We start from the raw sequence: 13,088 nt of genomic DNA, 5'->3' as shown, positions 1-13,088 counted from the left end.
ATCGCAGGAGACCGACATGCCATTGCTGCCCGCCGGCACCGAGACGCCCCGCCCGTTCGTCCCCGCGAGGGATTACGCGCTGTCCAAGCGCTTCTACGAGGTGCTCGGCTTCGAGAAGCAGGTCGACGACGTCGGCGTCGCGATCTTCGGGATCGGCACGGGCAGCTTCATCCTGCAGAACCATTTCCAGCAGCAGTGGGCCGACAACTTCATGATGCAGCTGCTGGTCGACGACCTCGACGCGTGGTGGGCGCATGTCCAGGCGCTCGACCTGCCGGGCACGTTCGGCGTGCGCGCGCCGACCGCGCCGGCGATGCAGCCGTGGGGCTTTCGCGTGTCGTACGTGTTCGATCCGTCCGGTGTGCTGTGGCACTTCTCGGAGCGCCTGCCCGAGGCGAGCACGGATTGAGCCCCGCGCGGTGAGCGAGCTCAGTCGACGGCCGCCTCTCGCGCCACCCGGTCGGGTGCGGCGCCGCCGCGCTTGAGCGCCCCCCAGCGGACGACGTCGCCATCGGCGCGGATCGCCAACCCGGCCACGTCGGCGGGATCGCCGGCCTCGCAGGCCGCGACGCCGCGCGCGATCGGGCCGGCGAACTGGACCTGGGCGGGGCTGATCTGCAGGTCCGCCACGCCGCGACGGTGACGCTGCTCTTGCGGCTCATGCGGCGAACCGCGCCCCGGCGACGGCGATCGCAACCAGGAGGAACGCCACGCGAGTGGCGCGCTCCACGCCCAGCGGCCAACGCGGCAGCGCATGGAGCAGCAGCAGGACGACGCCGTCGCCGACCGCCACGGTCGCCGGCGTCACGTGCACCCTGGCGACGACGATGTCCATGGCGAGCAGATGGCGGTCACTGGTGTCGTGCAGCGCCCGGGCCATGGCGGCGGCCAGCGGCAGCGTCAGCATCGTCAACGCCCGGGCCCAGGTCGGCGCGACGCGGTCGGCGAGCAGGGCCCACCAGAGCCGAACGAGCGCCGCCAGGCCGGCCGCGGCGAGCAGCATCAACGGGAGCACGACGAAGCCCACGATCATCATCAACAAGGTGATGCCGTACTCCAGGAGCAGCGCGCCGAGCGGCACCGCGGCATAGAGGACGGGTGCGGCCAGCAGCAGGAAGGCACCCAGGCGCGGGCGCGTCGCGATGGCTGCGGCGGACGCCGCGCCTTCGGCGTCGGACGACTCGCCGTCGGACGGCCAGACGACTGTTGCCACCCTCACGAGGAGGGCGTGCGCGGCGCTGTCGATCGCATGCTGTGCTCCCCTGGCGACAGCGACGGCGAAGGCGCCGGCTTGCACGGCCAGCCACGACAGCGCCGCCGCGGCGCCGCGCAAGAGGCGGGCCATGCCCTCCGATACGTCGACCGCCGTCGTCATGGCGGCACGTCCGCCATCGCCGGCCGTCCGCGACGCGTCGCGGGCGCGTCCCCGGAGCTGGCGCCACCACAGCTGATCGGCGGCGCCGCGCGACGGGCCGGGCACCAGCGACAGCAACGCCGCGCCGAGGGCCAACAGGCCCAGCCGGAAGCACGGAAACCAGGGCGCATCGACCATCGCGCCGGCGTCGCCGTCGACAGGCGGCGGCGTGCCGACGACCGCGCCGTTCGACAGCAGGACGACGGCCGCGGCCGCGGCGAGCGCGGCGACGACGACGAGCGTCTTGCGATCGCTGCTGGCCGGCTCGGCCCCGGGCGCCTGCAGCGCACGCCAGGATCGGAAGACCACCAGCACGCCCTGGATGCCGGCGATCGAGGCGAGCAGCGCGAATGCATCGCGCCACGAGGGCTCAAGCACCAGGGCGGCCAGCGCGAGCAGGATGCCCTTGCAAAGCCAGAAGCCGTTCAGCGCGGTCGCGCCCAGCACCGGCGGCGCCAGCGCGACGAAGAGGGCGGGATGCGTGGCGCCGCGGATGGAGTCCTCCGGCGATGAACCGCTCACCCGCCGGGCCTCACTCGACGGCGTCCAGCTCTCGATGCCGGATCAGCGTCGACACGTCGGGCGAGAAGCGTTGCGCCAGCGTCTCGGCCATGAAGACCGAGCGGTGCTGGCCGCCGGTGCAGCCGATGGCCACCGTGAGATAGCTGCGCTGGTCGTCGGCGAAGTTGGGCAGCCAGCGGCGCAGGAAGGTCTCGATCTGCGACAGCATCTCCATCACCTCGGGCTGCTCGCGCAGGTAGGTGGCCACGGGCGCGTCGCGCCCGTTGAGCGGGCGCAGCTCGCGCAGGTAGTACGGGTTGGGCAGCACGCGCACGTCGTAGACCATGTCGGCGTCCAGCGGCACGCCGCGCTTGAAGGCGAAGGACTCGAAGACCAGCGACAGGTTGTGCGAGCGCGCGCCCACCAGGTCGCGGATCCACTGGCGCAGCTGAATCGGGCGCAGCTGGCTGGTGTCGAGGATCGTCGAGCGCACGCGGATCGTGGCGAGCAGCTCGCGCTCGAGCTCGATGGCGTCGATCAGCGCGCGGTGCGTGTCGGTGCCGAACTGGCCCTTGGACAGCGGGTGTGGGCGGCGCGTCTCCGAGAAGCGGCGCACCAGCGTGTCGGTGTTGGAGTCGAGGAACACCGACTGTACCTTGACGCCCTCGTTCATCAGCTTCTCGAGCAGCGGCACGAGGCGCGGCAGCGAGCCGGCGGTGCGCACGTCGACGGCCACCGCCACGCGGCGCACCACGCGCTCGCTCTCGAGGCGCAGGAACTCGGGCAGCAGCTCGGGCGGCAGGTTGTCGACGCAGAAGAAGCCGGCGTCCTCCAGCGCATGCAGCGCGACGGACTTGCCGGAGCCCGAGATGCCGGTCACCAGCACGATCTCGCGCGTCGCTTCGGCGATGTCGTGCGCCTGTTCGGCGATCGTGCCGGGCGTGAGGTCGTCGGAGCCGGAGCTCATGGAAATTCCTTGAAATGGAGAGGTTGTCGCATCAGCGCGCCCCCGGGCGGCCACGGGGCGCCGGCGCGCCGCCGTCGACCGCCACGGCCTGCGCGATCAGCTCCTGCGCATGCGCGAGACTGGTGCCGGAGCTGCGTTCGCCGCCCAGCATGCGCGCCACCTCGGCCACGCGCGCCTCGCCGGCGAGCGGCGTGACCTGGCTCGTGGTGTTGCCGCCGACGCTGCGCTTGGCGACGACGAAATGATGGTCGCCGCAGGCCGCGACCTGCGGAAGATGCGTTACCGCCATGACCTGCACGTGACGCCCCAGCCGCTTCATCAGCCGCCCGACCGAATCGGCGACGGTGCCGCCGACGCCGGCGTCGATCTCGTCGAAGATCAGCGTGCCGACGCTGGTCGACGCGACGCGCGTCGGATCGGCCTCGGACGCGGCGACCGACGACTGCGCCGCCGTCACCGCAATGGCCAGCGCCAGTCGAGACAGCTCGCCACCCGAGGCCACCTTCGCGAGCGGACGCGGCGTGCTGCCCGCGTGTCCGGCCACGAGGAACTCCACCGTCTCGGCGCCGTAGGACTGCGGCGACTCCTGCGCCACCAGCGCGACGTCGAAGCGCCCGCCCGCCATGCCCAGCTGCTGCATCGCCTCGGTGATGCGGCCGGCCATCAGCGGCGCGGCGGCCGCGCGGCGCGCGCTCACGCGCCTGGCCTCCATGCGCCAGCGCGCGAGGGCATCGTCGACGCGCTTCTGCAGGCCGGCGAGATCGGCGGCGGCGTCGAGCGCGGCCAGCGCCGACTTCCACTCGCCCCACAGGGTGGCGAGATCCTCGGGCGAGCGGCGGAAGCGGCGCGCCAGGCTCATCCAGGCGGACATGCGCTCGTCGAGTTCGGACAGGCGCTGCGGATCGAGGTCGGCGCGGTTCAGGTAGCTCGAGAGGCTGTGCGCGGCGTCCTGCAGCTGCAGTTCGGCGCCGTCCAGCGCCTCGATCACCGGCGCGAGCGCGGCGTCGTAGTCGGCCACCTCGCGCAGCGCGGCGGCGGCGCGCGAGACGATCTTCAGCGCGTTGAGCTCGCCTTCGGAGACATCCTCCAGCGCCTGCTGCGACGCCGACATCAGCGCCTGCGCGTGCGACAGCCGTCCATGTTCGGCGGTGATCGCCTGCCACTCGTCGTCGGACGGCGACAGCCGCTCGACCTCGGCCAGTTGCCACGCCAGGCGCTCGCGCTCGGTGTCGAGCTCGCCCTGGCGCTCGCGCGCGCTCGCCAGCGCCGCCGTCGCCTGCGCCCACGACGCGTGGGCCGTGGCGACGGGGGTGGCATCGATGCCGGCCTGGTCGTCGAGCAGCGCGCGCACGGCGGCCGGACGCGTGAGGCTTTGCCAGGCGTGCTGGCCGTGGATGTCGATCAGGTGGTCGGCCACCTCCCGCAGCTGCGTCAGCGTGGCGGCGCTGCCGTTGACGAACGCGCGGCTCTTGCCCTGCGCGTCGACCACCCGGCGCAGCAGCAGCGTCTCGTCGACGGCGAAGCCGGCCTCGTCGAGCCAGCCGGCCAGCGACGCCGGCGAGTCGAATTCGGCCGCGATCTCGCTGCGCGCGCAGCCCTCGCGCACGACGCCGCCTTCGGCGCGCGCACCGAGCGCGAGCTGCAGCGCGTCGATCAGGATGGACTTGCCCGCGCCTGTCTCGCCTGTGAGCACGGAGAAGCCCGCGCCGAACTCGAGTTCGAGCGTGTCGACGATCACGAAGTCTTTCAGCGACAGGCGGCGCAGCATGGTCTTGGGAGCAGATGAAGTTTGCGGTTGGACGAACGTGCCGCGGCGACGACCGGACGGCATGCGCCGCGGAGGATGCCGGTGCCGGGGCTCACCGCGTGAGCCTGCGCAGTCGCCGGCATCGCGTCGGTCACGCCGTGCCCTCGTGCCAGTGCAGCTTGTTGCGCAGCGTCGCGTAGTAGCTCCAGCCGCGCGGGTGCAGGAAGCGCGCCTTGTGCTGCGAGCGCTGCATGCGCACGGTGTCGCCCAGCAGCATGCTGGCGAGGCCATGCATGTCGAAGTTCGCGCTGGCCTCCTTGCCCTGCACCAGTTCGAGCAGCACCTCCTGGTCGTCCGGCAGCACGATGGGGCGGTTCGACAAGGTGTGCGAAGCGACGGGCACCATCGCCCAGCCGCCGATGCCCGGATGCAGGATGGGCCCGCCCGCCGAGAGGGCGTATGCGGTCGAGCCGGTGGGCGACGCGACGATCACACCGTCGGAGCGGATGTTGGCCATGTGGTCGGCGCCGACCGTCACGCGCAGCTCGATCATGCTGGACGTGCTGCTGCGCACCACGACGTCGTTGAGCGCGAAGCCCTGGAAGATCTGCTCGCCGTCGCGCCAGACGCCGCCCTCGATCATCGGCCGGCTCTCGGCCTCGTAGTCGCCCTTGATCATCGGCGCGAGCGCCTCGCGCCAGTTGGTGGCGGGGATGTCGGTGATGAAACCCAGGCGGCCCTGGTTGATGCCCACCAGCGGGATGCCGTGGCGCGCGAGCTCGCGGCCGATGCCCAGCATGGTGCCGTCGCCGCCGACCACCACCGCGAGGTCGCAGACCTGGGCGAGCTCGTCGATGCGCATCGCGCCGTAGTCGAGCCAGTCGCTGTTCATCGCCGTGTCATGATCGACCGACACCTCGACGCCCCCGCGCACCAGGAATTGCGCGATCTCCTCCAGGATGGGCCGCACGCCCTGGGCCTGGTACTTGCCGAAGAGCGCCACGTGACGGAAGGGGGTCGACATGCGATGAATTACACCACAGCACCCCCGCGCCGGGCGGGGCGTTCGCCCAGGTAAATCGGGCGTTGCGCGCCCGCTGGCGCGGCATCTCCGTACAATCGCAACCATGCTCGACGAGCGCGCCAAGACACTGCTGAAGACCCTGGTCGAACGCTACATCGCCGACGGCCAGCCGGTGGGCTCGCGCACGCTCTCGCGCGCCTCGGGCCTGGAGCTGTCGCCGGCGACGATCCGCAACGTGATGGCCGACCTCGAGGAGCTGGGCCTGATCGTCAGCCCGCACACCTCGGCCGGCCGCGTGCCCACCGCGCGCGGCTACCGGCTGTTCGTCGACACGATGCTCACCGCGCGGCCGGTCGACGCCGAGGTCACGCTGTCGCAGCTGCTCACCGAGATCGGCGGCCAGCGCGAGCTGCAGCCCGACCAGCCGCAGCGCGTGATCGCGCAGGCCGCGTCGATGCTGTCGAACCTGTCAAGCTTCGTGGGCGTCATCACCGCGCCGCGCCGGGCCGGCGTGTTCCGCCACATCGAGTTCCTGCGCCTGGGCGAGCGCCGCGTGCTGGTGATCCTCGTCGCGCACGATGGCGACGTGCAGAACCGCGTCATCATCACCGCGAACGACCACACGCAGGCCCAGCTGATCGAGGCCACGAACTTCCTCAATGCGCACTACGCGGGGCTGTCGATCGACGACGTGCGCGAGCGCCTGAAGACCGAGGTCGAGGCGCTCAGCGCCGACATCGCCGGGCTGATGCGCGCCGCGGTGCAGGCCGGCAGCGACGCCATCGCCGAGAGCGACGAGCAGGTCGTCGTCGCCGGCGAGCGCAACCTGCTGGGCGTGCAGGACCTGCACCACGACATGCGCAGCCTGCGCGACATGTTCGACGTCTTTGAGCAGAAGACGCAGCTGATGCGCCTGCTCGAAGGTTCCAGCCGCGCCGAGGGCGTGCGCATCTTCATCGGCGGCGAGAGCCGCGTCGTGCCGTTCGAGGCGCTGTCGGTGGTGTCGGCGCCCTACGAGGTCGACGGCCAGGTGGTGGGCACGCTGGGCGTCATCGGCCCGACGCGCATGCCCTACGACCGCATGATCCAGATCGTCGACATCACGTCCAAGCTGGTGGGCAACGCGCTGTCGCAGCGCTGAGGCCCGGGCGCGCGCGTCACGCGCGCGCGAGGCGTCACAGGATCGACTTGATCATCGCGATCGGCGAGCTGCCGGTCAGCACCGCGACGCCCGCCGCCGCACCCGCCACGGTGGTCGCGTCGCCGAGGGCGGCCTGCGTCACGCTGGTCACGTCGGAGGCGATTGCCGCCGGCAGGTCGACGGCCACCGCATGCACCGCAGTCGACGCGCCCTGCGCCACCGCATCGACGCCATTGATGGCGGCGTTGACGCCGTTCGCGAGCATGTGGATCCCGCCCGCGACCGCATGCTCGACGCCGACCGCCGCGTCGGCGACCATCTCGAACGGGAACGCCACGACGTCCTCGATGCCATGCACCACGGCCAGGCCGCCATTGGCCAGCGCCTGCATCGCACGCTCGCTGAACGACACGGTCGCGCTCGCGGCCTCGCCCACCGCCTCGCCGACGTCCTCGACCCCCGTCGCGATCCTGCCCGGCACATCCTCGATCGCCCGCAGCACGCCGCTGCCGCCCGCGGCGCCGGAATTGACGGCGGCGTAGGAAGCGCTGGTCGAGGAACTGGTGGACAGGGACATGGCGCCATTCTCCAAATGTGTCAGCCATGCTAAAGAACGGCGCGCCGCCGCAACCGCGGAACAGAGCCGGAATCCGGGCGGAGATCTCCCACTCGCCCGGCTGCCACGCCCGCGCCCGCGCCCCCGCATCCGTACAATCGCCCGCTCGTGGGCCGTTAGCTCAGTTGGTCAGAGCAGAGGACTCATAATCCTTTGGTCGTTGGTTCAAGTCCAACACGGCCTACCACTCATGCCGCTTTGCCGGTGAGCAGCTACTGACGCCTGTTGCACGTCGCAGCGCTGTGTGTTGGTTGTGTTGTAGTTGCTCTGGTGTGCATTGGAACGCGCTGCACCCAGTCCGTTTGCGGTTCGATTGCGCTGCCTTGTCCAGGAGGCACCATGGCGAGTCGACGTTCGATACAGCAGTTCGAATCGGGTTTGGATGAGTTGGTCTCGTACAGGGATCGAAGCCAGCCGCAGCGCGGTCCGCACGGGCTCGATGAGGCGGCCAAGCGCAAATGGGCCAACTGCGATCTCTACGAGGTCTGGCATTTGGTCGCGCTCCATAGCGGCGTGGATCCCGACTCGCTCGGTACGAGCCCGGAGGCAGCGATCTGTGCTCTGCGGCATTCGGAAATTGGCGATGCCCTGCAGCGGCTCATAGGTGGCCCTGCCAAGGACCGTCCGATCGATTGCCTCAAGCGGAACCTTCGTGATGCCTTGCGAGCGCTTCGAGATGGAGAGATGAAGCCACTGATCGCGAGCGAGTACCTCGGTCCCGATACCTTGGTCGACATGCACTCGTTCTTGGAGTGGTCCAGGCAAGTGGCGCTGGCGAAGGCCGGCCCTTGGATATCGCGAGATGGCGACGTCTCGTCTCCAGATGAATGGCGTGCGGCGTTTCCTCGGCGCACACCCATGCTCGAACATCTCCATGCCGTGGCCTCGCACTTCGCTGGACGATATTGGGAAGGCACTCGCACCTCCGTGCCCAGCCACCAAGAGGTGATGAAGTACGCAGTCGAGAAGTTGCATCTCTCATCGACCTTGACTCCCGCGATGCGAACGGCTTTAGGCAGGTTGCCTTGCCTCGTCCAACGCCACACGGTGGCACGAGAAACACCCACCAACGCGGTGATCACGGGAAGGCGGACGTAGGCAGAGTCCGGAAGCGTATCAAAGTCCCTGAGGGCGGACTCGTCGACTCGTTTCATATCGTGACCTCGTCGAGTGCGAGAGATCGACGGACTCTCCCGGATTTGATGCCAAAGTAGTATGCTACTTATAGTCATCATACCGGCTCAGCCCAGCGGCCTCAAGACGGTTGGCGTCGTCGAGCAACTCACGCATGACTTTGCGCCTTGAGACGGCGGCTGACGAATGCAATCGGTCGAGTCGATCCGCGTCAAAGGAAGATTGACCCGATACCGGAAACGCGCAAATGTCTCTCTTGATGTCGCTGAACGGATCTGGCGCCGTGACCATTCCGAAATCGATTCGTACCGCGATGGGACTCAGACGCGGAGATCAGATTTCGCCGGAGATCGCCGCATGCGGAGCGATCCTGATCAGACCGATTCCTGCCGATCGATCCTGGCCGCGTTCGTGCCGATCAGTTCGCGAGCCAGGTCGCGGCTGTTGAAGACAAAGGGCAGCCTGGGAGATGAAGCGGCTTGCTCTCTGGCTATTGCACGCGAAGGAGATCGATGATGTCGACATTCAACGCAGTAGCGAGATGCTCCATGTTGTCGATGGAGACGTTTCGCTCGGCGCGCTCTATTGACCCGATGTATGTCCGGTGCAAGCCGGCATTGGCAGCGAGCGCCTCTTGGGAAAGTCCGAGTTGGATGCGCAGCGTTTTCAGGTTCCGAGCGAACCTCGCGCGGGCTGATTCGCTTTGACGATTGCTACGCTTCATTGGCGCGTAGCATCCGTCGGGTGTAGACTTTGAGTCTACAGACTTTGAGTAGCATTTAACCGATGCCGGGCACTCAGATTGCCGCTCGGTCGCACGAGATCGTCGCCACGTTTTGCCGCGTTCAGCGCACCTGCGTTTGACTCGAGACGGGTGCGTCGTAGCCTAGCCAAGCATTCTCAACTTGGTACGCTGGACGACCCAAGATCCCTGGGAGCAAGTTCGTTGGAGCGGTCCCGCACGCCGCTTGTGTCGCCCGAGGCCGAGCCTCTCAGAGGCTTGATCTTCTCCCTCGACGAGAAGCTGGAAGTGCATTGCCAAAAGGACACTACCATGTTTGGAGCACCTCGCCAATTCGCTCACCATGTACCCGCAGGGATAGCGCCTCCAGGCTATTCCTACTGGCGGGCGGTAGAACTGACGCTCCCAGCTCCGTGGTACATCGTCGGCTTCAAGGAGCAGGCAGACGACGATTGGGTCTATCGCGACCTGCTGGTAGCGTGGACATCAGATCTCCTGGCCGTGACGCCGTCAAACGAACGCACCGTCACCGTCTCCGTGCAACTGATGCGGCCTGGCCGTGAGCCCGCAGAAGCACCTTGGACGCCAGTCCGAATTTCGAAGATATGGAAAGCGACTGAGGGCGCCAAGGGTGGCCGGTCGGTTGCCGTCTTTGAAGACGCTGCGGGGCAACGATTCTGTGATTCGATGGACCGGGTAGAGATGGACAGTCTCACGGGATTTCAGCTTGCTTGGGAGGAGGAGGCTGCTAGCCGATCCGATGCGAAGAAGGGGGCGAAGATATGAAGCGCATCCGGGTCCGTCCAGGCAAGTACGTCACCATTTCCGACGCTGTCGCCGAAAAGGTCGCCAAGTTGGCTGAACGTGTCGCAATGACGAAGGAGCAGGTGCTCGAGATGGAGAAGGCGTTCCCGCGCTACGCGTCTGTTCTGGTTGGCCCACCGTCAAGGCGGAAGCCTTCACAGCGTTTCAAAAGGAACCGATAAGTCACCGCGTTGCGTCGGGGCTCGAGGCTCCGATCCGCGGCTCGATGGCGGCTGTTGCGTCTCGGTCAAAGCTGCGACGGGCTTTCGGTCGTTGCTCGCGGTTCAAGTGCCATGCGGACAAGAGCCTTTGCGCTTCCGTTGATCCCTCTTGATGGCAAATTTCAGCTATGCCCGACCGCTCATCCATGCCCTACCGATTTCATGTCAAACCCAAGCTGCGAGCCGAAATCGAAAGCGTGCTTGATCCGGGCGAATCGGTTCAGGCCTTCTTTGAGAAGGCAATCATTGCCGAGATCGCGCGTCGTCGCCAGGCCTTGAGCAAGTCTTCGACGTCTGACGAACTGTCTCACGATACATTGGATCGCAGGCCTCGTTTAGGCGAGGCTTGAGCGCACGACGACGGCTTTGCGGGAGGTGTCCATGCAGACGAACTTGGTCGATATTGACATTTCGATCACAGACGAACTGTTGGATCTGGTGGTTCGGGCTGCCGCGGCATCCAATATCGCGCCAGAAGCGTTCATACTTGCGGCTGCCATCAGGGCGGCTTGTGAGTTGCTCGCGGCTCAAACCGACTTGGGCGGGCAAGATGCTGGCTGAGGGCCAGTTTTCAGATCGACTGCGCCTAATGGGTTCCGGCCCACGACACGAGCGCGTTGCGATATCGGTGGACGATCGAACCGCTGCACTCCATGAAGAGGTGACGTTATTGAAATCCACGGCAATCTTTCTTTCCGCTCTGGCACTTGCCGGCCACGCGTGCGCGATCGAGATCGCGGCCAAATACCAATGTCTGGGCTCCGCCAACGCTGAACATCTCGTCAAGAGCTTCCAAGAGCGCGGCCTGATCGAAGCGAAGCCCTACAGCGTTTCCGACTCGATTAGCTACTACGCCGTCAAGCCAGGCTACACGGCCTTCGGCCTGCCTCTCGTTGCGCTGTCCGCCTACCAGGAGGGCACCAAGTTCTTCGCGCGCGGGCCAGGCACGTCGCCTGGCAACAGATTCGGCCTCATCGTTCAAGCCAGTCAAGGCGCGCTGCGAGCGGCTGCATCCAAGCAAGGAACCAAGATGTCCAACCCGCGATTGCAACAATACCCGCAGGTGAGCATGGACTGGTTCGAGGGTGACGTCGATGGTTCTGAGCCGCCTCCGCCGAATGCTGATCCGCGATTCAAGTACGCCCAGCTTGTCTGTCAGATGGGCTTCAACTAGTTGTCGATTCATCAAGAAGATGACCGAATGTGATAACTCTTAATTCCGCTGACCTTGCAGATTCAGCGTGAGCAAGGGAAAGCTGCAAGTTTCAAATTCATAGGCGAGAAAATCACCTCCGATGAGACGAGAGTCCAGCAAATCGGAATAGCTGGGAGACTGACATGTCCGGCTAGGGTTGCAAGGCTGCCACTGGTAGCACATGCTGACGCAGCAACACGCTTCGAAGCGGTAGCTCATCCCTTCTTGTACTGCCCCAGCCATTCCACAATAGCAGCGTAGTTCTTGAGGTCGAAGTCATAGCGAGACGACTTGAAATCCAACACGCCTTGGGTGAAGTTTGATGTGGTCGCCAAAATTGCGCCGGAAACTCGCATCTCGTTTTTTACGGTGTACAGCGAGCGTGCCACTTCGATTCCGACCGATTCATGCCAGCGCTTGCACTCCACAATCCAAGCACTTGAAATCCCCGATATGTCCTTGTGAATGCCCAGAATGTCGTAGCCGCCGTCCTTGCTGGGCTGTGTCAGCTGAACCGACCAACCAAAGCTTGAGAGGATCTCGGCGATGACTTCTTCGAATGCTCGCCAGTGAATGTCGTGCAGTCGTTTCGGATTGCGCCTCAGGAACTCAATGAGGCCGGAGTCGACAGCACCGACGACCTGTATGAGTTCGCTGCTGAACGCGCCGCTGCGCCTGTAAAGCGAAGTCAGAGGCTTAATTCGGTCGAGCTGAGCTTGCAACACTTGCTGGTTGAACTCCTTTGAGTAACGATGCGCAGCGTCAAACGCGCCCGCTACGAAGCTTTCAATAAAGGGGGCGCTTTCCGGGGACAACTTGTCGAGGTCTTGAGCCTCCAGCAGGGCCAACGCGACTGCCTTGCCGTAGGCCCCTGCGTAGGGATTGGTTTCGACGTATACGTCAACTATTGATGCCCCCTCAAGCGTCGCGTCCTCGATGGACCCCACGTCGAGACTGCAGCGGACCAATTTGGCGTTGCGCAGCTTCGCTCGATCCAGAATTGCTCCGTAGAGGTTGGCGCCGGTCAAATTCGCGTTGCTCAGATTTGAGTCTTCCAGCCTGCCCTTGCGAAGTTCCGTGCTGCTGAGGTTGGCCCCCTCAAGCTGGGCTCGTTGCAGTCTCGCGCCGGCAAGCCTACAAGATGACAAGTCTGCGCCGCGTAGATCAGCGCCAGCTAGATTGATCCCGAAGGCGAATTCCAAGCCGGTAATGGCAGCATTCGACAAATCCGGAACAATCTCTGGGCTGCTCTCTCGCCATTCGTTCCAGGTTGATGTCCCCTCTTTCAGGAGCTTTAGGTGTTGAGGATTTGCCATTCGTTGGAAGAATACATTAGCCCTGGCCAGTTGCCGGCGCACCTTGTCCCGCATTCTTTGCAAGCGTGAAGACTCCCCCGCAGGTACATGACTGGGCGCGGAGCCAGTCTCACGTACGCTCCGGAAACAGCTGCAGACGCCGGCCGCTTCGCAGCGAGGCCGTGTGGAAACGCCGTGCGCTTCGTGAAAGTGCGTGGCGTCGGCAGCTCGTTCAAACAGCCACAGTATCGGGGCCTCATTAGAAAGGGCTCAGGGAGGCCTTGCGG

16 protein-coding genes and 1 tRNA gene are annotated in these 13,088 nt (G+C 66.0%); 9 read left to right on the top strand and 8 right to left on the bottom strand.

Going from position 1 to position 13,088, the window contains the following annotated elements:
• Window positions 1-16 precede the first annotated feature (16 nt).
• A complete protein-coding gene (locus tag LPC04_RS24630; RefSeq protein WP_275684968.1) occupies window positions 17-409 on the top strand; it encodes a VOC family protein in 393 nt (130 codons plus the stop codon).
• Between the two features lie 20 nt (window positions 410-429).
• On the opposite strand, the gene LPC04_RS24625 is transcribed toward LPC04_RS24630, so the two are convergent.
• The 5 genes from LPC04_RS24625 to LPC04_RS24605 all read right to left on the bottom strand — a co-directional run bounded on the left by LPC04_RS24625 (window position 430) and on the right by LPC04_RS24605 (window position 5,653).
• Window positions 430-630 carry a hypothetical protein gene (locus tag LPC04_RS24625; protein ID WP_275684967.1) on the bottom strand — a complete coding sequence of 67 codons (201 nt, stop codon included), beginning with the start codon at window positions 628-630 and terminating at the stop codon, window positions 430-432.
• Window positions 631-658: 28 nt separating this feature from the next.
• Window positions 659-1,861 carry a hypothetical protein gene (locus LPC04_RS24620; RefSeq protein ID WP_275684966.1) on the bottom strand — a complete coding sequence of 401 codons (1,203 nt, stop codon included), beginning with the start codon at window positions 1,859-1,861 and terminating at the stop codon, window positions 659-661.
• Window positions 1,862-1,946: 85 nt separating this feature from the next.
• Window positions 1,947-2,882: an RNase adapter RapZ gene (gene rapZ, locus LPC04_RS24615; RefSeq protein ID WP_275684965.1), complete on the bottom strand. Its 936-nt coding sequence runs from the start codon at window positions 2,880-2,882 to the stop codon at window positions 1,947-1,949.
• 31 nt (window positions 2,883-2,913) lie between these two features.
• Window positions 2,914-4,650 carry a DNA repair protein RecN gene (gene recN, locus LPC04_RS24610; protein WP_275684964.1) on the bottom strand — a complete coding sequence of 579 codons (1,737 nt, stop codon included), beginning with the start codon at window positions 4,648-4,650 and terminating at the stop codon, window positions 2,914-2,916.
• A 130-nt stretch (window positions 4,651-4,780) separates the two neighbouring features.
• Window positions 4,781-5,653, bottom strand: a complete 873-nt coding sequence (locus tag LPC04_RS24605) for an NAD kinase (RefSeq protein WP_275684963.1) — start codon at window positions 5,651-5,653, stop codon at window positions 4,781-4,783.
• 103 nt (window positions 5,654-5,756) lie between these two features.
• On the opposite strand from LPC04_RS24605, the gene hrcA reads away from it, so the two are divergent.
• On the top strand, window positions 5,757-6,794 hold the full coding sequence (gene hrcA / locus LPC04_RS24600; protein WP_275684962.1) for a heat-inducible transcriptional repressor HrcA: 1,038 nt from the start codon (window positions 5,757-5,759) through the stop codon (window positions 6,792-6,794).
• A 34-nt stretch (window positions 6,795-6,828) separates the two neighbouring features.
• On the opposite strand, the gene LPC04_RS24595 is transcribed toward hrcA, so the two are convergent.
• Complete coding sequence (locus LPC04_RS24595) at window positions 6,829-7,371, bottom strand: hypothetical protein (protein ID WP_275684961.1); 543 nt, start codon at window positions 7,369-7,371, stop codon at window positions 6,829-6,831.
• A gap of 149 nt (window positions 7,372-7,520) precedes the next feature.
• Between LPC04_RS24595 and LPC04_RS24590 the strand changes: the two genes are divergently transcribed.
• The 3 genes from LPC04_RS24590 to LPC04_RS29095 all read left to right on the top strand — a co-directional run bounded on the left by LPC04_RS24590 (window position 7,521) and on the right by LPC04_RS29095 (window position 8,992).
• Window positions 7,521-7,597 (top strand) — tRNA-Ile (locus LPC04_RS24590).
• 152 nt (window positions 7,598-7,749) lie between these two features.
• Window positions 7,750-8,508, top strand: coding sequence for a hypothetical protein (locus LPC04_RS24585; protein WP_275684960.1), 759 nt, complete (start codon window positions 7,750-7,752; stop codon window positions 8,506-8,508).
• A 283-nt stretch (window positions 8,509-8,791) separates the two neighbouring features.
• Complete coding sequence (locus tag LPC04_RS29095) at window positions 8,792-8,992, top strand: AbrB/MazE/SpoVT family DNA-binding domain-containing protein (RefSeq protein ID WP_420854766.1); 201 nt, start codon at window positions 8,792-8,794, stop codon at window positions 8,990-8,992.
• Window positions 8,993-9,034: 42 nt separating this feature from the next.
• Here the strand turns inward: LPC04_RS29095 and LPC04_RS24580 are convergent, their stop codons facing one another.
• On the bottom strand, window positions 9,035-9,268 hold the full coding sequence (locus LPC04_RS24580) for a helix-turn-helix domain-containing protein (protein WP_275684959.1): 234 nt from the start codon (window positions 9,266-9,268) through the stop codon (window positions 9,035-9,037).
• A 276-nt stretch (window positions 9,269-9,544) separates the two neighbouring features.
• Between LPC04_RS24580 and LPC04_RS24575 the strand changes: the two genes are divergently transcribed.
• From LPC04_RS24575 to LPC04_RS24560, 4 genes are all read left to right on the top strand, one after another.
• Window positions 9,545-10,072: a hypothetical protein gene (locus LPC04_RS24575; RefSeq protein ID WP_275684958.1), complete on the top strand. Its 528-nt coding sequence runs from the start codon at window positions 9,545-9,547 to the stop codon at window positions 10,070-10,072.
• 385 nt (window positions 10,073-10,457) lie between these two features.
• The gene (locus tag LPC04_RS24570) at window positions 10,458-10,661 is read left to right on the top strand and encodes a YlcI/YnfO family protein (RefSeq protein WP_275684957.1); all 204 of its coding nucleotides are present in this window, start codon (window positions 10,458-10,460) and stop codon (window positions 10,659-10,661) included.
• 31 nt (window positions 10,662-10,692) lie between these two features.
• Window positions 10,693-10,872, top strand: coding sequence for a hypothetical protein (locus LPC04_RS24565; RefSeq protein ID WP_275684956.1), 180 nt, complete (start codon window positions 10,693-10,695; stop codon window positions 10,870-10,872).
• A 67-nt stretch (window positions 10,873-10,939) separates the two neighbouring features.
• On the top strand, window positions 10,940-11,485 hold the full coding sequence (locus tag LPC04_RS24560) for a hypothetical protein (protein ID WP_275684955.1): 546 nt from the start codon (window positions 10,940-10,942) through the stop codon (window positions 11,483-11,485).
• Window positions 11,486-11,721: 236 nt separating this feature from the next.
• Here the strand turns inward: LPC04_RS24560 and LPC04_RS24555 are convergent, their stop codons facing one another.
• On the bottom strand, window positions 11,722-12,876 hold the full coding sequence (locus LPC04_RS24555; protein ID WP_275684954.1) for a pentapeptide repeat-containing protein: 1,155 nt from the start codon (window positions 12,874-12,876) through the stop codon (window positions 11,722-11,724).
• Between the last annotated feature and the right edge of the window lie 212 nt (window positions 12,877-13,088).

The organism is Scleromatobacter humisilvae, from assembly GCF_023231945.1.
GTDB lineage: Bacteria > Pseudomonadota > Gammaproteobacteria > Burkholderiales > Burkholderiaceae_C > Scleromatobacter > Scleromatobacter humisilvae.
The sequence above is the reverse complement of the archived record's forward strand: the minus strand, read 5'-3'. Positions and strand labels throughout refer to the sequence as shown.